The 18,977-nt window shown below is 65.5% G+C and carries 19 protein-coding genes and 5 tRNA genes; 6 read left to right on the top strand and 18 right to left on the bottom strand.

The genetic code is table 11. The annotated features are described in order from the left end of the window. Window positions 1–11: 11 nt before the first annotated feature. Together AC3ITW_RS07675 and AC3ITW_RS07670 are read right to left on the bottom strand one after the other, a co-directional pair. Window positions 12–281 carry a hypothetical protein gene (locus tag AC3ITW_RS07675; RefSeq protein ID WP_012510626.1) on the bottom strand — a complete coding sequence of 90 codons (270 nt, stop codon included), beginning with the start codon at window positions 279–281 and terminating at the stop codon, window positions 12–14. Between the two features lie 124 nt (window positions 282–405). Further along, a complete protein-coding gene (locus AC3ITW_RS07670; RefSeq protein ID WP_012510625.1) occupies window positions 406–1,110 on the bottom strand; it encodes an ArsR/SmtB family transcription factor in 705 nt (234 codons plus the stop codon). Between the two features lie 105 nt (window positions 1,111–1,215). On the opposite strand from AC3ITW_RS07670, the gene AC3ITW_RS07665 reads away from it, so the two are divergent. Continuing rightward, complete coding sequence (locus AC3ITW_RS07665) at window positions 1,216–1,893, top strand: flavin reductase family protein (RefSeq protein ID WP_232054028.1); 678 nt, start codon at window positions 1,216–1,218, stop codon at window positions 1,891–1,893. Window positions 1,894–1,985: 92 nt separating this feature from the next. On the opposite strand, the gene AC3ITW_RS07660 is transcribed toward AC3ITW_RS07665, so the two are convergent. From AC3ITW_RS07660 to AC3ITW_RS07645, 4 genes are all read right to left on the bottom strand, one after another. After that, complete coding sequence (locus AC3ITW_RS07660) at window positions 1,986–2,702, bottom strand: DUF4344 domain-containing metallopeptidase (RefSeq protein ID WP_489390203.1); 717 nt, start codon at window positions 2,700–2,702, stop codon at window positions 1,986–1,988. 289 nt (window positions 2,703–2,991) lie between these two features. Next, window positions 2,992–3,065: transfer RNA gene (locus tag AC3ITW_RS07655), tRNA-Cys, on the bottom strand. A 67-nt stretch (window positions 3,066–3,132) separates the two neighbouring features. Next, window positions 3,133–3,208, bottom strand: a tRNA-Gly gene (locus AC3ITW_RS07650). Between the two features lie 142 nt (window positions 3,209–3,350). Continuing rightward, window positions 3,351–3,426 (bottom strand) — tRNA-Gly (locus tag AC3ITW_RS07645). Between the two features lie 128 nt (window positions 3,427–3,554). Here AC3ITW_RS07645 and AC3ITW_RS07640 point away from each other — a divergent pair. The 4 genes from AC3ITW_RS07640 to AC3ITW_RS07625 all read left to right on the top strand — a co-directional run bounded on the left by AC3ITW_RS07640 (window position 3,555) and on the right by AC3ITW_RS07625 (window position 7,268). Further along, the gene (locus tag AC3ITW_RS07640; protein WP_489390202.1) at window positions 3,555–3,956 is read left to right on the top strand and encodes a hypothetical protein; all 402 of its coding nucleotides are present in this window, start codon (window positions 3,555–3,557) and stop codon (window positions 3,954–3,956) included. Further along, entirely contained in the window at window positions 3,949–4,392 is a 444-nt protein-coding gene (locus tag AC3ITW_RS07635) for a hypothetical protein (protein WP_489390201.1), read from the top strand. Before AC3ITW_RS07640 ends, AC3ITW_RS07635 begins: the two co-directional genes overlap by 8 nt. A 176-nt stretch (window positions 4,393–4,568) precedes the next feature. After that, a complete protein-coding gene (locus AC3ITW_RS07630; RefSeq protein ID WP_489390200.1) occupies window positions 4,569–6,824 on the top strand; it encodes a T6SS immunity protein Tdi1 domain-containing protein in 2,256 nt (751 codons plus the stop codon). Next, a complete protein-coding gene (locus tag AC3ITW_RS07625) occupies window positions 6,825–7,268 on the top strand; it encodes a hypothetical protein (protein WP_489390199.1) in 444 nt (147 codons plus the stop codon). A gap of 9 nt (window positions 7,269–7,277) precedes the next feature. On the opposite strand, the gene AC3ITW_RS07620 is transcribed toward AC3ITW_RS07625, so the two are convergent. The 4 genes from AC3ITW_RS07620 to AC3ITW_RS07605 are packed head-to-tail and all read right to left on the bottom strand — an operon-like array spanning window position 7,278 to window position 11,527. Beyond that, the gene (locus AC3ITW_RS07620; RefSeq protein ID WP_489390198.1) at window positions 7,278–8,192 is read right to left on the bottom strand and encodes an HlyD family secretion protein; all 915 of its coding nucleotides are present in this window, start codon (window positions 8,190–8,192) and stop codon (window positions 7,278–7,280) included. Beyond that, the gene (locus AC3ITW_RS07615) at window positions 8,189–8,917 is read right to left on the bottom strand and encodes an ABC transporter ATP-binding protein (protein WP_012510619.1); all 729 of its coding nucleotides are present in this window, start codon (window positions 8,915–8,917) and stop codon (window positions 8,189–8,191) included. The genes AC3ITW_RS07620 and AC3ITW_RS07615 overlap by 4 nt, the downstream gene beginning before the upstream one ends. A gap of 10 nt (window positions 8,918–8,927) precedes the next feature. Beyond that, window positions 8,928–10,067: an ABC transporter permease gene (locus AC3ITW_RS07610; RefSeq protein ID WP_489390197.1), complete on the bottom strand. Its 1,140-nt coding sequence runs from the start codon at window positions 10,065–10,067 to the stop codon at window positions 8,928–8,930. Further along, on the bottom strand, window positions 10,064–11,527 hold the full coding sequence (locus tag AC3ITW_RS07605) for an efflux transporter outer membrane subunit (protein WP_489390196.1): 1,464 nt from the start codon (window positions 11,525–11,527) through the stop codon (window positions 10,064–10,066). The genes AC3ITW_RS07610 and AC3ITW_RS07605 overlap by 4 nt, the downstream gene beginning before the upstream one ends. A gap of 190 nt (window positions 11,528–11,717) precedes the next feature. On the opposite strand from AC3ITW_RS07605, the gene AC3ITW_RS07600 reads away from it, so the two are divergent. Continuing rightward, window positions 11,718–12,065 (top strand): hypothetical protein, encoded by a 348-nt coding sequence (locus tag AC3ITW_RS07600; RefSeq protein WP_041864496.1) that lies wholly within the window; start codon window positions 11,718–11,720, stop codon window positions 12,063–12,065. Window positions 12,066–12,131: 66 nt separating this feature from the next. Here the strand turns inward: AC3ITW_RS07600 and AC3ITW_RS07595 are convergent. The 8 genes from AC3ITW_RS07595 to kdsB all read right to left on the bottom strand — a co-directional run bounded on the left by AC3ITW_RS07595 (window position 12,132) and on the right by kdsB (window position 18,967). Continuing rightward, window positions 12,132–12,207 (bottom strand) — tRNA-Gly (locus AC3ITW_RS07595). A 115-nt stretch (window positions 12,208–12,322) separates the two neighbouring features. Then, complete coding sequence (locus AC3ITW_RS07590) at window positions 12,323–13,429, bottom strand: NAD(P)/FAD-dependent oxidoreductase (RefSeq protein WP_489390195.1); 1,107 nt, start codon at window positions 13,427–13,429, stop codon at window positions 12,323–12,325. Between the two features lie 138 nt (window positions 13,430–13,567). Further along, window positions 13,568–13,643 (bottom strand) — tRNA-Gly (locus tag AC3ITW_RS07585). A gap of 170 nt (window positions 13,644–13,813) precedes the next feature. Further along, complete coding sequence (gene pgsA / locus AC3ITW_RS07580; RefSeq protein ID WP_012510614.1) at window positions 13,814–14,440, bottom strand: CDP-diacylglycerol--glycerol-3-phosphate 3-phosphatidyltransferase; 627 nt, start codon at window positions 14,438–14,440, stop codon at window positions 13,814–13,816. An 18-nt stretch (window positions 14,441–14,458) separates the two neighbouring features. After that, the gene (gene uvrC / locus AC3ITW_RS07575; protein ID WP_004152329.1) at window positions 14,459–16,303 is read right to left on the bottom strand and encodes an excinuclease ABC subunit UvrC; all 1,845 of its coding nucleotides are present in this window, start codon (window positions 16,301–16,303) and stop codon (window positions 14,459–14,461) included. Then, window positions 16,300–17,712 (bottom strand): hypothetical protein, encoded by a 1,413-nt coding sequence (locus AC3ITW_RS07570; RefSeq protein WP_489390194.1) that lies wholly within the window; start codon window positions 17,710–17,712, stop codon window positions 16,300–16,302. Before AC3ITW_RS07570 ends, uvrC begins: the two co-directional genes overlap by 4 nt. Beyond that, window positions 17,709–18,197, bottom strand: coding sequence for a low molecular weight protein-tyrosine-phosphatase (locus tag AC3ITW_RS07565; protein WP_004152327.1), 489 nt, complete (start codon window positions 18,195–18,197; stop codon window positions 17,709–17,711). Before AC3ITW_RS07565 ends, AC3ITW_RS07570 begins: the two co-directional genes overlap by 4 nt. Then, a complete protein-coding gene (kdsB, locus tag AC3ITW_RS07560; RefSeq protein ID WP_012510612.1) occupies window positions 18,194–18,967 on the bottom strand; it encodes a 3-deoxy-manno-octulosonate cytidylyltransferase in 774 nt (257 codons plus the stop codon). Before kdsB ends, AC3ITW_RS07565 begins: the two co-directional genes overlap by 4 nt. Between the last annotated feature and the right edge of the window lie 10 nt (window positions 18,968–18,977).

Genomic DNA, 18,977 nt, shown 5'->3' with positions numbered 1-18,977 from the left:
GACGGGCGGCGTCAGCCGCCCAGCGTGCCCATGGTGAAGGTGTAGCCGGAGCTCATCAGAAACTCGCGCATGCGCATTTCCGCGCGTCGCGGTGAGGCCAGGTTGGCAGGCCCATACAGCGCATAGACCATGCCCGCGCCTTCAATGGACTCGCGACGCACACCACAATGGCGGGTTTCCGAAGCGGTCACCCAGCCATCCTTCAGTTGATCCGGCCCGATCGACTGGCCGTTCATCAACCGGAACGTCAGCCAGCGGACTTCCGCAGTAGATTTGTTCATTGTCGGCCTGCTGCCTGCATGCCGCGATCCATCTTGTCCCTGCTCGACATTGCTGCTCCCTGAGGCTTGGACCTCGACCATAGCGCCTTGCCATGTCGCGGGCGGATGAGATTGATCGCGCGACTCAGGTCGCCAGACCGAACAACCTCCAGAAGGCCTCGCGCCCGGGCGGTGTCAACTGCAGCTCTCGCCGTGCCTCGACGCGCCGCAGCCAATCGTTCTTCACGAAGCTGTCCAGCATCGCCTCGCCGACCACGCCCGCCAGGTGTGGGCGCCGCTCGGTGCAGTCCAGGCATCCCCGGCAGTAGCGGGCCGGCTTGACCGCCAGCGGCTGCTGAAACACATCGGCCAGCGGCTGGCCAAGCCCTCGCAGGAAGTCGGCACCACCCGCGCTCACCTGCCAATGCCCCTCGCACGGAAGCACATGCCCCACCTGCAACAGATGATCGGCGATGGCCACCGCATGCACGCCGGCCAGATGCCGGTAGCAGGAGCGCGCCTTGCGCAGCGCCGGCATGCTGCGTGATGCCGCAGCGGTGCAGGACGGCGTGCGGTCGGCAACGCGCAGGATGCCCTCCAGCATATCGGCAACCTCGTGCGAGGCCAGCCGATGGTAGCGATGGCGCCCCTGCGCGACGGCCACCAGCAGATCGCCCTCGACCAACCTGCGCAGGTGTGAGCTCGCCGTCTGCGGCGTCACTCCTGCCACGCGGGCCAGCTCCATCGCCGTGTAGGCCCGCCCATCCATCAGCTGCAGCAGCATGGCCGCGCGTGCCTGGTCGCCAACCAGGGCACCGACGCTGACAAGGGAACCGGAGGTATGGACCATGCCGGCATTGTGGCATGCAGTGGCACGCGGACAGTTCGATGCGGGCCGAAGCATCCACCGGCAGCTACCCCGCACAGTGGCCGTCCCGCAATCGTGAGACCCGCAGTGACGATCCCTTCCTTCCCGCGCCGGCGCATCGCCCCGACCGTCATGTACCCGGGCACCCCGGTGGTGCTGATGACCACGCTCAATCCCGATGGCAGCAGCAACATCAGCCCGTTGTCTTCGTTCTGGGCACTAGGCAACCGGGTCGTGCTGGGCCTGGGAACGCAGGGCCAAGGCTACCGCAACCTGCAGCTGCGCAACGAGTGCGTGCTGAACTTCCCAGCAGCCACACAAGCCGAGCAGGTGGAAGCCATCGCGCGCGCGACCGGGCGCGATCCGGTGCCCGAGGCCAAGCGGGCCATGGGCTATGTGCATGTGCGCGACAAGTTCGCGCTGGCCGGGTTCAGTGCCATGCCCTCAGCGCAGGTGGCACCGGCAACGATTGCCGAATGCCCGCTGCAGGTGGAAGTCACGATGATGGCGATGCATGCACCCAGCGATGACGATGGCCAGGGCTTCGTGATTGCCGAAGGCCGCATCCGCTGCGTGCATGCACACGAGGACATCACCGTTGCGGGCAGCCAGCACATCGACGTGACCCGCTGGAAGCCGCTGATCTACCTGTTCCGCCACTACACCGGCGTGGGCGAACCGGTCGCGCGCAACTTCCGTGCGGAGACGCCAGCGCTGGCGGCCACCTCAAGCAGTGTTGAATGCGGCCCGATTGCGCGCGTATAGCGCGTCGGCCAGCACCTCGATCTGTGGGGTGGCTGGCGATGCGTTACCGCGGCCGCTCACCCGGGCCAAGGCAAGGCCAGCCGCACAGCCCTCTACTCCGGCTTGAGGTACGGCTTCAGCAGCGACTCCCAGGCATCGACCAGCTGCCCATACTCGTGCTCACAGTTCTCCGCACGCTCCTCGGGCAGCGTGCCGTCCTTCACCAGATAACCGAAGGTGCCCGCGTCCGAGCCGTACAGGTAGCACAGGAAATTCACGGCGCGCTGGAAGTCCAGCGAATGGGTGCCCGCCGTGGGCAGATCCTCGATACGGGTCTGCTCCTGCGCGGACAGCACATAGGTATCAGCAACCGTGACCAGGAACGCCCTGGACTCATCGTCTGCGGTCAGTATGTAGGCGGCCAACTGATCCGCAACGTCTTCCTCGCGGCCGGTGATCTTCAGCTCCAGTTCGCTGATCAGCGCATGGCCCAGCTCGTGGTAGAGCGTACCCACCGCGCTCTGGTACAGCGCGTTGTCGATATCTTCAGCAGCATCGCCCGCCGCCTCAAAGCGCGCACGCTCCTCCGCGGACATCTCGTAGCACATCTCGATGCTGCTGGTTTCCGGATCGAAGTAGGCATTGGACTCTCCGCACTCCTTCGCGATGACCTTGATGTCACGCGGGATGCGGATGTAGCTGTTCATCGCGTCAACGAAGTCCTCGAGCAGTTTCCGTTCCTTCCACAGCCGGGCCTCTGCCTGATTTTCCCTGGTGGATGCCTTCTCATGGATGGCGATGAAGCGGCCTTCCGCGGGGGCTGCTTCCACTGGACGACCTGTGTTGGATCCAGACGCGCATGCGGCCAGGGGCAGCAGTGGACAGGTGCTCAGAACGAGGGCCAGAAGGCGGCGATGGGCAGGATGCATGGCGGCGGGATGCAAGAAGTGGGGGGAGTACGGCTGCCGAGCCAGGCGACAAGGACCTGCCGGCCGCCAGCACGGGCAGGGAAGAAGTTGGCGGATTCTAGTGACATGCCCATGAATGGGAGGGCTCGACCGGAACCGGCCAGAAAGCGCCCAAAGAAAAAGCCCTGACCGGAGTCAGGGCTTTTCAATATGGAGGCCTCAAGCGGAATCGAACCGCTGTAAACGGATTTGCAATCCGGTGCATAGCCACTCTGCCATGAGGCCAACGTACTGCGCGCCAGGAACGAAGTCCCTGACATGACAAAACCCCGCGATGGGGCCTGTCGGAACATGGAGCGGGAAACGAGACTCGAACTCGCGACCTCAACCTTGGCAAGGTTGCGCTCTACCAACTGAGCTATTCCCGCATAAGCCGACATGGTACCGGAAATCCAGAACACACACCAGCGATTTCACATTTCTGACTGCGCGAAAAGCCTTGTGGCTCAACGGGCCCCGCCTTGCCGTGGCGGGAGAAAAACAAGGCCCCTGACGGGGCCCTGTAGAATCTGGAGCGGGAAACGAGACTCGAACTCGCGACCTCAACCTTGGCAAGGTTGCGCTCTACCAACTGAGCTATTCCCGCAGATTCTCCGACCTGCGTCGAAGGAGCGCTATTGTGTCCAAATTCCTTCACGTCGTCAACAGTCTTCACGCGACGCAGTCAGCGGCGCCCGCACTGGGGTACGCTGCCCCGCCCGGTCCGGTACGCCCATGTTCCTTCGTGGCAAGCCCCTGCTGATCGCCCTGCTGCTGCATCTGCTGGTGGCCCTGCTGTACTGGGCGCTGATTCCACTGGGAATGAACTGGTATCGCGACCATTTCGGCTTCACCTCCCATCGCGACATCAGCCTGGGCATCGCGCAGTTCTACCTGTTCTGGATGTTCCTTGGCGCCCAGCCAATGATCGCGGTGCTGCGGCCGCTCTTCGCCAAGCTGCTGGTGCTGGCGGTTCCGCTGGCGTTCGCGACCTGGACGCTGATGCACAACCACCCGCTGCGCATGGCGTACTTCACCGTCGGGCCAGGCCTGCTGACACTGGCCGCGATCTTCGCCACCCTGCGCTTTGCATCACGCGGCACAGCACTTCCTGCACCGGACGCCCCTCATGCCTGAGCGCTACATCCGCCTGTTCTGGCTGCTGGTCGCACTGACCTGGTTGGCGCTGATCGCCGCACTGGTCAATGCCGGCTTCACGCCGGACTACTGGCTGCTGCGCCACCTGGAAGGCGGCACACTGCCCTACCCGACCAGCACCGTGATCGTGTTCGCGCTGCTGAGCACCGTCGAGCTGGTGGTTGCTGCACTGATCGTGCAGCCCTGGAAACTGGGGCGACTGTGGCTGCGCCTGCTGATCGCCTTCTTGCTGCTGCTGGCCTGGTCGGTACCATGGCTGCTGTCGGCGATGCACCAACCACCGGTGCAGGGAATGCACCTGCTGTGGTTGCTGCTGTTGGACGTGGGGCTGCTGCTGGCACTGTGCGTGGTGTCGCTGCTGAGTGCGTGGCGAAGACTTCGGCGGTCGCCTGCCAACAGTGCTGGATCAAAGTAGCCAATGACGTTCAGCCCCGAACGCTGAAGGCACATCCGCCCGTTCCGCAGTTTTCAGACTAGTTGTATGGCCTCGCAGTAGATCGGTGACGGACAGTACCTGACCCGAGGTCTACAGCGCCGGCAACGTTCCTATCTACACGCCCGCAATGACCTCCTGTCGATCCAGGACCGTCCATGCAGCAGTCGAACCACCTGATTTCTCGACCCCTCAGCAACGCAGAAGCAGACGCACTCGAGAATGCACTGCCAGCAGCACTTCACGACCTTCTGATCCGACGCGGCCGATCAGTCTTCAGAAGCGGCCGAATCCAGCTCTGCCATCCGCAGGATCTCGCAATGGTGATGGAGCTGGTGCTACGGCACGATCCGGATCTCGCTCCAGAGGACACACTCGCCTACGCTTACTCTGCGTTCGGCACCATCTACTTCGTGCATGCACAGTACGGTCCGGGCCAGATCGATCTCTTGAGCGGCTCAATCCTCTGCAGGCGATTGACGGAGGGCAGATTCTCGCCGGGTGATATCGGCGGAGGCGCAACTTCTGTCTTCCGGCTCCCTGACGAGAGGTTGGACTTGATCGGCCACGACGGCCATCCAATGTTCGATGCAGCAGTGCTGAAGCATGGTCTGTTGGGTGTGGGACATTGCTACGGATTCTTCCCTGCACTCGGTTTGGGAGGCATTGCGCAACTGGACTCATTGCAGGTGGTTGAGGCACCAGTGCACTTCTCGATACTGGCCCAGCTTGTCGAGTTCCAGCTTTTCCGTGAAGCGTCGCATGGCGAACTCGTCGCCGTCATGCGACAACCGCCCGTACCGACACCTGAGGAAATCGTTGCTCACCTTTCTCCGGAGTGCCCCTTTCAGGTCGCCCGATACGCCGACATAAAGGCTGAGGTACCGCAGGACTCAACATACGCACCAGAGCACTACGTCTGGGATGATCCCGATGAGTTGGTTCTCCTGGTTGATGGCGACCTCAAGCTGGACACACTGGATCTCGACGACCCGCTGGGCCCGTGGCGGGAAGAGGACCTTGGTGCCTACATCCGTTTCATCCTGGTTCGCGGCAATGCAGAGATCGCACGCCATGTTCATAGCCTTGAAACCGACGGCGCATGCGGACTGCTTGTCTCGGGCGACCTGACGACAACCAATGCCATCGTCGGCGGGCAGGAAATCCGCGTAGGCGGCAACCTACGGGTCCGCGAGCTGTTCTGGGGCGACTACAACCACGGGGAACTGCACGTCGTTGGGAACACCGAGGCGGCGGTTCTCATTCAAACCGACTACTCCATGCAATTCGATGGCTCGGTTCACTGCGTGCGTCGGATGGACGACGAAGCCATCACTGACGACGGAATTGAGCAGATCATCGAACCCGACTGTCTGTCACGCGAATCCGAGGATCCGGACAGCTTCTGGTCATTGGACGCGGGAGCCATGCTGGAAAGGCTCACTGCCGGAAAGAGCGTCATCCGTGCGGAGGGCCTGTCAGCGCCGGACCCGCTGCTATGCACAGTGAATCTTTTTGGCGACGGCACTATCAGTCCAGACAACTTCCTGCGGATCTGCGCCGAGGACATGCTTCCGATGAATATCTGCGGCTATGATTTCCATCGTGACGGCCTCTCACTTCAAGTACGAGCGGACATCGATGATGCTGGTGCCCCCTCTTACATCATGCAGATGGAAGACCCATCAAGGAATATCGCCGCACGCTTCGTCATGGAGCGGGTTGAGACATCTGTCGGAATAATTGATCGCCTCAAGGGACGAAGGCCCGAGACTGGCTGGGGTCTCTGGAATTACATCTGCAGTGATGTCAATAGCGACCAGAGCGAATGGGCGCGAGTGGAAGCGCATGAGATCCCGCCCGCCCACGTTTCACTCGTCCTAAAAGCCTGGCAATTTCTGCAGGAAGGGGCGTCCAGCCGCCATTGGACCGCGGAGATTATTCCAGCGAGCGAGATCAAGGATCTTCTTGCGCTGGAGATCTGCAAGCCCTACGACAACTATGACGATGATGACCGTTGCGGATTCTGGATCGGTCACTGTCATGCGGCATTTCGCCAACAGGAGCAGGGACCAGATCCAGTGGAGCCCACACTTCGCCTGTCTCGCGAACTGAATCAGCCTGACGGCACAAGCGTGATCGAGAGCTATTACTTCGACGTTGAAACCTGCATGGATGGCAGTGAGCGCGTCCGAATCCGCTACAAGGCCGACCAGGATCTGGAGGACTCTCCGGCTCAGCTGGACCCCGTTGGAGGGGCTGAACTGGCAGGCGCACTGCGTATCTACAAGCGTGGCGCGAGGGAAATGCGCAGTGCGAATGCTGACCTGCTGAGCGGAGAAGCCCCCTACTTCGCGAGAGATGATGCGTTCGCGATGAACTTCTGGAAGCGGCAGGGTTACCTGGCCCAGTAGATGAAATCCTCTTCCCAGCCCCCTGCAGCATCAAGAGGCTTCTGGCAGTTCGCACTGGTTGTGTGGCTGCTGCTCGTCTGCGCACTCATCCATGCCGGCTTCAAGCCAGACTACTGGCAACTGCGTCACACCGAGTCCGGGACACTGCCCTATCCCATCGGCTCGGTGATCACGTTCGCGCTGATCGTCCTCGTGGAAATGACAGCGCTGGGCCTGGCTGTGCGGCCATGGCGGTTCCGCCGCCTGTGGCTGCGGATCCTGATCAGCCTCATTCCATGGCTGGGGTGGAACGTCCTATGGGGCTTGGCTGCCATGCATCAATCCCCCGTGCGCGACGTCCATTCGAACTGGCTGCTCGGCATGAGCGCCATCCTGCTGCTGGCACTGCTCGTGGTTGTGCCGGCCTCACTCTGGCCTCGCCTGCGACGCTGGCTCGGGAACTGAGGCCAGCGCCTACTTCCGGAACTCCACCCGCACATGCTGGCCGAACCGCGCCTTGGCCGCGCCGTCGAACTCCAGCACGCACTCCACCACCTTGGCCACGCCACGCCCAGCGTCTTCGGGCAGGCGCGCCTGCGCGAACACCGGACTGATGCGCACCACGCGTGCGGGTGGCAGTGAGCCGGTGTTTTCAGCGCCATCGCTGTCCGGCACCACGGTGGCCTTCATGCCCACCTGCACGGCATCGGCGTAGGCAGCACTGAGTTCGGCACGCACCTGCAGCGGGCGTGCCGGCAGCAGCGAGATCGCTGGCTTGCCACCCTGCACGAATGCACCGAGTCCCGGCACCTGGCCGACCACGGTGCCGGCCTCCGGTGCGCTCAGCGACATCTGCTGCAGTTTCAGTTTCGCGTGCTCCAGCTTGTGCTGGGCCATGTCGACCTGCGCACCGGCCACGTCGACATCGGCGCGCACACCGGCCAGCTGCTGCCTGGCTGCATCGGCCTGCTGGTTGGACGACACGCCTTCGCTGGCGCCGGTGGACAGGCGGGTCGCATTGCGCTCCAGTTCGCGCAGCTGCGCCTGGCTGCCCTTCAGACGGTCATTGGCCAAGGCGAGATCGGCAGTGGCCATCGCCACCTCCTGCTGCAGCAGGGCGCCATCCAGCGACAGCAGCAGCTGTCCCTTCTTCACCGTGGCGCCCTCCTTCACCGGCGCGGCAGTGATCGAGCCATCCACCGGCGGTGCCAGCGCGATCAAACCGCCCTCGACGTCGATGATGCCGCGCGCGACCGCGACCTTGTCGGCGGCAGCAGTGCTGGCCTTACCGGCGGATGCCTGGGCGGGCGCCTCTTTGGAACAGGCGCCGAGCAGCAATGCCGCGGACAGGGCCAGGCTGAGGGGAAGCAGGTGCGACGTCTTGGTCATGGGGCGGACTCTACAGTTTCGTTCTGGCGGCGGTCATCACGGACCATGCCGTCTTCCATGGCGATCACCCGATCGGCATGCCGGATCAGGCGCGGATCGTGGCTCACGCACAGCACGGTGGCGCCATGCGCACGTGCGTAGCGATGCAGGATGTCGATCACGCGCTGGCCATTCTCGGCATCCAGCGCACTGGTCGGTTCGTCGGCGAAGATCAGCGTCGGCGACTTGGCGAAGGCGCGGGCAACGGCCACGCGCTGCTTCTCGCCACCGGACAACTGCGCCGGACGCATGTGGCTGCGATGGGTCAGGCCGACCTCGTCCAATGCCTTGCGCGCCAGCGGTTCGCTTTCGCGATTGCTCATGCCGCGATAGCCCAGCGGCAGCTGCACCTGTTCCAGTGCAGTCAGCGCCGGGAACAGGTTGAAGCCCTGGAACACGAAGCCGACATGGTGCAGGCGGAAGCGCTCCACTTCGCTGCGCGTCATGTGGCCCACGTCCTGGCCGAGTGCGTGCACGCGGCCACCGTCGGGCGCGGACAGGCCGGACAGCAACGACAACAGCGTGCTCTTGCCGCAACCAGACGGACCGGACACGAGGGTCAGCTCACCGGGGTAGATGTCCAGCGAGAGGCCGCGAAGCACCGGCACCTGCACATCCCCGGACATGAAACCCTTTTCCAATGCATCGGCCTGCAGGGTCGGGGCGACGGCGCGTGTAGAAGTCATCGGCCGGTCCTCAACGCAGCAGCAACGATGGATCGGAGCGGACGACACTGCGTACCGCCATGATGCTGGAGAGCATGGCCATCACCGCGACCAGTGCTACGCAACCGATGATCACCATCGGCGTCAGCTGCACCGGCACGCGCTGGGTCTGTGCGATCAACAGCACGACGGTGCTGAACGCCGCCGCCAGCAACATGCCCACGCCGCCGATCAGCAATGCCTGCTCGAACACCACCCGCGCCAGCGCATAGCGCCCGGCACCCAGTGCGTTGAGCGTGGCGTACTCGCGCACCGAACCGGCCACCACCGAAGCAAACGACTGGTTGGTGATCACCGCGCCGACAAAGCAGACGATGACCGCCATGAACAGCACTGCGATGCCGGCACCGGTATCGAACAGCCAGTATTGCTGCGAGCGGCTGGCGAACTCCGGTGCGGTCCAGAACTCGACCGGCGTGGCCCGCCCCATCGACGCGGCCAGACGATCACGTACGCCGCTGGCTAGGTCCGGCGAGCGCAGGCCCGCCACGAAATAGGTACTGCCCTCATGCGGGTCGGTACCGGCGATGGCGCGCGCGGTATCCAGCGAGGCCAGCACGTTGACGCCACCGAGGCCACGCAGGCCCGGTTGTGCGGCAACCACACGCACTGCCTTGCCGTTGATCCAGGCACGGTTGTTCTGCAGGTCCACGCCCAGCGTATCCAGATCGGCGCTGTCGACGATCACCGCGCCCGGCTCGCGCAGCTGCGCGCGCAGGTCGGCGGGCAGGATGCGCGCGAACATCATCGCGTCGCCTTGGGTGGAGATGCCGGACAGGTACACCGACACGTTGCCGGTACCCTGCGCGCTGGAACGCCATTCGCCATCGACCCATTCGTAGGGTTCGACGCGGGTGACATCCGGGTCCATACGCAGGTGGCTTTCCACGTCCGCGCTGATTGCATGGCCGTAGTTCACGCTCTGGGTGCCGGGAAAGCCGGCCCAGATATCGGCGGATGACGCCTTCACGTAGATCGCGGCGGTACCGAAGATGCCCAGTACCAGCGCCGCCTGTACGATCAGCAGCACGCCAGCGAAGCACATCGCCAGTACCACCGGCAGGAACCGGCGCCACTCATAGGCTAGAGTCTTGCGGGCCAGTGCAATCATTGCGACGCGTCCTCGGCTTCGACCGGCAGCGGTGCGCCGCCGAGGGCGCGGTACAGCGAAGCAAACGCCAGCACGCGGGCACCTTGGGCACCGATCAGGTCCGCCTGCGAAGCCAGTGCGGCACGCTGCGTGTCCAGGCCATCGAACTCGCTGGACAGGCCCAGCTGCACCTGACGTGCCTGTCGCTTGACCTGCTGGCCGGCAACATCATTGGCCGCGCGCAGCGACTGGATGCTGCTGTCCTGCCGCGCCAGGCTGCCCAGCGCGCCCTCTACTTCACTCACGCCCTCCAGTACCGCTTTGCGATAACCGAGCAACGCGGCATCCAGCTGCTTTTCATCGGCATTGAAGCGCGCGCGGCGCTGGCCCCAATCCCACAGCGGGATATCGATGTACGGGCCGATCGAGGGACTGGAGTCGGAGTTGGAGCGGGCGTTCTGGGTGAGGTTGTACGCGTACAGGATCGAGCCGCCGAGGCTGACCCGCGGATACATCGCGGCACGTGCGGAGCCCTTGCTGGCCGCCGCCTGCATCACTTCCGATTCGGCCAGCAGAATCTGCGGGCGATGACGCAGCAGATCGGCCGGCACCTGCTGCAGCGAGAACGCACCCAGCTTCGGCGGCGTGCGATAGGCGCGCCAGGCTGGATCCGGGCCATCGCGGCCCAGCAGCAGGGCCAACGCACGGGCAGCGTTGTCCGCATTCTCGCGGGCCTGCGCCGTGGCCGCGCGGGTGGCCGCCTGGCGTGCACGCAGGCGGTCCAGCTCGCCCGGCTCATCCAGGCGCAGGCGCTGGCGGACCAGCGCCAGTTGTTCGCCGCGGTCATCCACGGTCTGCTGCCGGGCCAGCAGGTCCTGCTGGGCCTGTGCCACGGTCAGGTCCAGATAGCTGCGCACCACGTCGGCAATCACCGCCACCTGTGCGGCATTGCGCAGCGCCTCGGCATTACCGGCCGACGCCTGCGCGCTCAACTGCGCGCTCTCGGCGGCACCGAACAGGCCCAGGTCCCAGATCGCTTCGATGCCGGCATGGAAGTAGGTATCGACTGCGGCGGCGTCCTGCACCTGCTTGGCGCTGGCCGAGATTTCCGGCAGGAAACGCGAGTCCGAAGTGCCGGCGACGATCCGAACGGCCTGCAGGCGCAGCGTGGCCTGCTGCAGGTCGAGGTTGCCGGCGATGGCCTGATCGACCAAGCCGTCCAGCGCCGGGTCGGACAGCACTTTCCACCACTGTTTGGCGTCCACTGCCACGCCCTGGCCCTGCGGCACCTGGGTCCAGGTGCTGGGCGTGCGGTCAGGCAGGTCCGGAACAGTCACCGACATGCAACCGGCCAGGGCCAGGCTTGCCAACAACGCACCAGGGCGCAGCACTGCATGCAGGGTGAGTCCGCGCCCGGTCCTGGGCACTGCCACTGAAGTGATACGCCTGACCACCAGCCCGCCAACGTGTAGAAGGAGCATGAAGGCTACCGTGCGATTGTGGAGCGAACATGGAGAATTGGTCCGAAAAAGGTCACAACAGGCGTGCGGTTCAGGCAATGCCGCCCCAGCCTTTCACCACGCTTTCAGCGCGTTCTCGAAACGGAACACTGGACGACTTTCACGGCGTATTGCACATTGCGGCACTGCCCTACTTCGGTGCTGCCTGCCCGTGAAACACCAACGTCGCTGGCTACTGATTGGCTCGATCACGACAGTGACTGTCGGCGTGATCGTGCTCGTCCTGACCACCCCACTGGTCTCGAACGCCATGCTGCTACTGATGGAGCGCAGCAACTTCATCCCCCGTGAATCTTCGATCTTCACGTTCGAGCCAAATGCCATCAACCAGGGCTCGTCGAACTACTGGCTGTACGGAAAGGACCGGACCTACTACTACCACTTCACCTACGAAGACGACGTTCCCTACGTCTACATCCGGCGGGACAACCGCTGCCCCGGTTTCGACCGGCAGGATGCCCTGACCTGGTGCAGCGCCCTGCCCGGCAAGGCACGCTAGCGCGGCGGTGGTGCAACCGGTGTGACAAACGAAAAACGCCCCCTTTCGGGAGCGTTTTCTTGAATCTGGAGCGGGAAACGAGACTCGAACTCGCGACCTCAACCTTGGCAAGGTTGCGCTCTACCAACTGAGCTATTCCCGCAGATTCCGTTCGACCTGCGTCGAAGGAGCGCTATTGTGTCGATATTGCTGCACGGCGTCAACAGGAATTTTCACGTGCATTGTGGGGCGGCGTTCAGGCCCCCAGGACCGATACCTCAGGTTCGCAGGCCACGGCGATGGAAGTAGACCTGCTCGGCAATGCGCCGCGTGGTCGCCGTGTGCAGCAGTGCGTTGAGCGGCCAGTCGGCCTGCAGATGATCCATCGCCCAGCGCAGCAGGCGCTTGCCATGGAATGCCGGCGCCACCTGCCGCGCCACCCGTTCCGCTTCCGGCCCTTGCCCACGTAGATGGCGGGCAATCGCCTCGCCGACCGCCCAACCGTGCCGCCACGAGGAATGGATGCCTCCGGCGGACAGTGGTGAGACGATGCCCGCCGCGTCGCCGGTCAGGATCACGCGTTGGCCGGTGAACGGCCCATCCGGCCGGCCGCAGGGCACCAGCCCTGCGCGGGTGGCCGAGGGACGCGCCGAAGGCGGAATGCCGACCACATCGCGCACGTGCTCAAGAAAGCCACCGATATCAGGCGGCCGCACCTGGTTCGGGTCATGGCGCAGCGCCAAGCCGACCTGCAGCCCGGTCGGGTTCTGTGCGACCCAGCCGATGTAACCCGGTGCAAAGCGCTTGCTGACGAAGCAATGGAGTGCGTCGCCCTGCGGCAACTGGAGGCCGGCGAACTCACGTTCGATGCCGTAGAGGTTGTCACGCACCTGGCCGAGGCCGGTGCGCTGGGCAACGCGTGAGCGCGCGCCATCGGCGCCGACCAGGTAGGCGCACCGCCCTCCCCCTTCCACCAGCCAGCCGTCACCACTGCGATGGGCGTCGGTGAAGGACTGCTGCAGGCGAAGGTCGACACCATTCGCGCGCAGCTCGCTGGCCAGCCAGCGCATCAGGTTCGGCGTATCGGTGGTGAGGAAGTAATAGCCCGGCGCGGCCAACAACACGCTGCGCAGGTTCGGCGCATACAGCCGCACATTGGCAACGCGCTGCACCAGGTGTTCGGGCATGCGCCCCAGGCAGGTCTGCTCCATCGCTTCCTTCACCACGATGCCGGTGGTGTGCAGGCGCTCGCCGGGGTCGGCCTTGCGTTCGAGCACGCAGACGCGCAAGCCATACTGGGCAGCGGCCAACGCGCAGGCGGTGCCGGCGAAACTGGCGCCGACGATGACCACGTCGTGGTCGTAGGCCGAGGATTGATGAGGCATCGCGACACCACCGGATTGGAACGGAGATGCAGCTTCGCCAATGCGCGTGTTGAGGCGATGGGGTGGCGGTGAAGTGGGGATGAAGCGCGTTGGACGCAAACGAAAAACGCCCCCTTTCGGGAGCGTTTTTCTTGAATCTGGAGCGGGAAACGAGACTCGAACTCGCGACCTCAACCTTGGCAAGGTTGCGCTCTACCAACTGAGCTATTCCCGCTTGGGAGGCGAAATTTTACCTATTCCAAGGATGGCGTCAAGCGCTTTTTTAGGGTCTGCGAGGCACCTTGCATTGCGTATCCACGCCATGCGTGGATGGGCGCATCGATGGGGTCAACGCATCGGTGGGGTCAGAGCCCTTTCCTGCGGAAAGGGATCCGACCCCGAGGCTCAGTTGCCCAGCTTCTTCTGCCGTGCACGCTCGCGCGCAGCGCGCTCGTCATCGCGCAGGCTCGGCCAAGCGGCGTGCAGGTACTGCAGGCCTGACCACAGGGTCAGCACCGCGGCAATGGCCAGGGTCCAGTCGCCGATGTGGAACACCGGCCAGCCCATCCAGATGTCTTCCACCGGCACGTTCGGGGCCACCGAATACAGCAGGCACAACAGTGCGACCATCTGCGCGGTGGTCTTGACCTTGCCGATCATCGCCACGCGCACCTTGGCGCGCTGGCCCAGTTCGGCCATCCATTCGCGCAGTGCCGACACCGCGATCTCGCGGCCGACGATGACCGCCGCCCAGAACGCCATCCACGGCGTCGGGTGGCCCTGCACGATCAGGAACAGCGCCACTGCCACCATCAGCTTGTCCGCGACCGGGTCGAGGAAGGCACCGAAGGCCGACTCCAGCTGGTAACGGCGTGCGATCCAGCCATCGAGCCAGTCGGTGATCGCGGCCAGGCCGAAGATCGCCGCCGAAGCGAAGTTGGTCCAGGTGTAGGGCAGGTAGAACACCAGCACCAGCACCGGGATCATCACGATCCGCAACAACGTCAGCCAGGTGGGCAGGGTCAACTTCATGCTTGCGTGCTTCTCTCTCTACTCGGCCGCATCAGGCGTGGCCAACCCGTGCAGGTTAGCGTAGATACGTGCCGCGAGGGCGTCATTGATGCCTTCCACCTTGGCGATTTCCGCTTCACCAGCGGCTTTCAGGCCGACCAGGCCGCCGAAATGCTTGAGCAGGCTGGCGCGGCGGCGCGGCCCGATACCGGGAATGTCCTCCAGCTTGCTGGTCATCCGCGCCTTCTGGCGGCGGCCGCGGTGGCCGGTGATGGCGAAGCGGTGCGCCTCATCGCGCACCTGCTGGATGAACTGCAGCGCCGGATTGGCCGCGCCCGGGCGCAGCTCGCGACCGTCGGGCATCACCAGCGCTTCGTGGCCGGCGCGGCGTTCCACGCCCTTGGCCACGCCCACCAGCAGCACGCCTTCCACGCCCAGGTCGGCCAGCGCGGCCTGGGCCTGGGCCAACTGGCCGGCGCCGCCGTCGATCAGCAGCACGTCCGGCAGCACGCCCTGCTCTTCCACCGCACGGCGGAAGCGGCGGTCGATGGCCTGGCGCATGGCGGCGTAGTCGTCGCCCGGCTCGATGCCGCTGATGTTGAAGCGGCGGTATTGCGCACGCACCGGGCCGGCGGCGTCGAACACCACGCATGAGGCCACGGTGGCCTCGCCCAGCGTATGACTGATGTCGAAGCATTCGACCCGCTTGACCGGCTCTGCCAGACCCAGCATGTCGCGCAAGGCATCGCTGCGCGCGTGCTGCGCGTTGCGGCTGTTGAGTTCGGTGGCCAGGGTCAGCTGCGCATTGCGGCTGGCCAGTTCCACGTAGCCGGCGCGTTCGCCGCGCACGTTCCACTTCAGCTGCACCTTGCGCTCGGCCGAGGCAGACAGCGCGGCAACCAGCAGGTCGGCGTCAGGAATCTCGCGGTCCAGCAGGATCTCGCGCGGCGGCTCGAATTCGATGTAGTACTGCGAGACGAACGCGGCCAACACCTCTTCCGGGCTCTCTTCGCCATTGGTGCGCGGGAAGAACGGGCGGGTACCGAGATTGCGGCCATCACGAAAGGCCAGCAGCAGCACGCAGGCCTGCGAGCCCTGCATGGCCACGGCCAGCACGTCGAGGTCGGCGGCGCGGCCATCCACGTACTGGCGGGTCTGCATGCTGCGCAGCGAGGAAATCAGGTCGCGCAGGCGCGCGGCCTGCTCGAACTCCAGCGCCTCGCTGGCGGCCTGCATCTGTTCGCCCAGTTCGCGGGTCAGCTCGTCGCTCTTGCCTTCCAGGAACAGCGCGGCGCGGCGCACCGATTCGGCGTACTCCGGCGCCGGCACCAGCTCCACGCACGGCGCACTGCAGCGGCCAATCTGGTACTGCAGGCACGGCCGCGAGCGGTTGCGGAACACGCTGTCCTCGCAGCTGCGCAGCTTGAACAGCTTGTGCATCAGGTTCAGCGTTTCGCGCACGGCGGTAACGCCGGGATACGGACCGAAGTAGCGTCCGGGAATGGCGCGCGGACCGCGATGCAGCGCGATGCGCGGCCAGTCCTCTCGGGTCAGCAGCACGTGCGGATAGGTCTTGTCGTCGCGCAACGAGACGTTGTAACGCGGCGACAGCGATTTGATCAGCTGGTTTTCCAGCAGCAACGCCTCGGCTTCCGAGCGCGTCACGGTCACGTCCATGCGCGTGATCTGCGAGATCATCGACATGATCCGCGCGTTCTTCGGGCTGCCGTTGAAGTAGCTGCCGACACGGTTGCGCAGCGCGCGCGCCTTGCCGACGTACAACAGGGTGTCGTCGGCGGCGTACATGCGGTACACGCCGGGGGCGGTGCTGAGCTGGGCCGCGAAGGCCTTGCCGTCGAAGACCGGAGCGGATACGTCGGTCATTCGCTGATCGGGACTTCGCTGAGCACGCCGCTGTCGGGGTCGAAACGCAGCACGGCGTGGGCATCGGTCTCGGCGATCCACACCGCGCCCGCACCGGCTGCCAGACCGGCCGGACCATGCAGGCGGCGCGGCAGCGGCTGGGTGGTCAGTTCACCACCGCCCAGGCGCAGGGTGCGCAGGCGGCCGTTGCCCGTATCCGCGATCCACAGCAGCGGCGCATCCGGGCTCAGTGCCATCGCCTGCGGAAACTGCAGGCTGGCCTGGGTGCGCGGGCCGTCCTCATTGCCGAAGCGCCAGGGCCCCTGCCCGACCAGCGTCTGCACCAGGTCGCCACGCAGCTGCAGCGCACGGATCGAGGAACCCAACGCGTCGGCCACGTACAGCACCTGCTGCACCACGGCCAGTGCGATGGGCTGGGCAAAGGCAGCCAGGTGGCCGCTGCCATCGCGTTCGTCGATGGAACCGCTGCCGGCGCGCCACTGCAGGCTGCGCTGGCCCAGGTGGTAGCTCCAGATGCGGTTGTCACCGGCCATGGCGATATGCAGCTGGTTGTCGGCGATGGCCAGGCCGACCGGATGGTCCAGCGACACCTGCCTGGCCTGCGCGACCGGGCCTTCCACCGGCGCGCCGGGACGGCCGTTGCCGCACAGGGTGTCGACGATGCCGGTCAGCAGGTTGATGCGGCGCACGGCATGGTTGCCGGTGTCGGCGACGTACAGCGAATCGCGCTCCAGCACCAGCGCCTGCGGGCGGTGGAAGGCCGCCTCGGCGAGGTTGCCATCCATGAAATCGGCGGTGCCCAGCCCGAACTGGCGCAGGATGCGGCCACCGTGGCTGCATTCGAGGATGCGGTGATGGCCGCTGTCGGCGATGTACAGGCGTTCGGTGCTGACCGCCAGGCCAAGCGGGAAGCGCAGCGCGTGGCGCGGCTCCGGATGCAGCTCGCTGCCACCGCGCGGCGGCGCCGACGGTGCGCCCTCGCACAGCGCGTTCAAGGCACGCTCCAGTTCGCCGGGTGCGCCCTGCCCGACCAACCGTTGTTGCTCGCGCCCCTGCGCATCCAGCAGCACGATGGTCGGCCAGGCGGTGACGCCGAAGCGGCGCCAGCCATCCCAGTCGGCATCAAGCAGCACCGGCATCGTCAGCCCCTGGCGACGCAGCAGCTTCAGTGCGGCGCCGGCCTCACGTTCGAAATCGAAGCGCGGCACCTGCAGCACCAGCGGCTGCAGCTTGCCGGGGTGGCGCGACAGCCATTGGCCGAACTCGGCCAGGCGTTGCGCGCTCCAGGCGGAGGCGGCGTTGACGAACAACAGCGCCACCGGCCGACCGCGCAGTTCGGTCAGGGTGCAGGGGGTGGCATTGAGCCAGGTGGCGAACTCGGGCAGGTCCGGGACGGGCTGGACGTTCATGGCCCGATTATGCCGGAGTCGGCGTCATGCAACAGTCGTGCCACTGCTCGTTTTGCAGCATCGTCGACCAATGTCCAGACCTGTTCGAAATGCTCACTGCCGCCGGTGTACGGGTCCGGGATCGCACCCCTGCCTTGCCCGCCGGACCACGGCAGGTACAGCGCCAGGCGTTCTCGCTGGGCGGGGGTGGCCAAGCGACCGGCATCCCGCAGGTTGGCCTCATCGGCACACAGGATCCAGTCGAAGCGGTCGAAATCCGCGACCTGCAGCTGGCGCGCGCGCAGGCCGCCGATGTCCACGCCATGCCCGGCCGCGCAGGCGATCGCGCGCCGGTCCGGTGGCTCGCCCACATGCCAGTCGCCGGTGCCGGCCGAATCGACCTGCACCCGACCAGCCAGCGGCGACGCGTCCAGGCAGGCGCGCAGCGCACCTTCGGCCATCGGCGAACGGCAGATGTTGCCGAGGCAGACGACCAGCAGCTTCATCGTGCGGCCATTGCCTGCAGCAGCACTTCGGCGCGCTCCAGGTCCTCAGGGGTGTCGATGCCGGGCGGGAACGGTTCCGGCGAGATCGCCACGCTGATCGGGAAGCCCGCTTCCAGCACGCGCAGCTGTTCCAGCGATTCGACCTGCTCCAGCTGGCCCGGCGGCATCGCCGCGAACTGCTGCAGGAAGCCGGCGCGATAGCCGTAGATGCCGATATGGCGCAACCAGTTGTGCCCGGCCGGCAGCGTATCGCGGCTGCGTGCGAAGCCATCGCGGTGCCAGGCGATCGGCGCACGGCTGAAGTACATGGCCTCGTTGCGCACGTTGCGCACCAGCTTCACCACGTTCGGATCGAACAGGGTGTGCGCATCTTCGACGGTCGTGGCCAGGGTCGACATCGGCGCATTGCCACCGACCAGTGCCTCGGCCACCGCACGGATGCCGGCCGCCGGCGCGAACGGCTCATCGCCCTGCAGGTTGACCACCACGGTGTCGTCGGCCCAGCCGGCAATGCGCGCGCATTCGGCCAGGCGGTCGGTACCGGACGCATGCGAGGCGGCGGTCATCGCTACCTTCACTTCGGCCAGCCCGGACAGTGCGTCGGCAATGCGTTGATCGTCGGTGGCGACCCATACCTCGCCAGCCCCGGCCTGCAGCGCGCGGCGTGCCACGTGCAGCACCAGCGGCTCACCGCCCAGCAGGCGCAGCGGCTTGCCTGGCAGCCGCGAGGCGGCATAGCGGGCCGGAATGGCGACGACGAATTCGGTCATGCGGGCGGTA

This window comes from Stenotrophomonas sp. KH_052, from assembly GCF_057838755.1.
The sequence above is the reverse complement of the archived record's forward strand: the minus strand, read 5'-3'. Positions and strand labels throughout refer to the sequence as shown.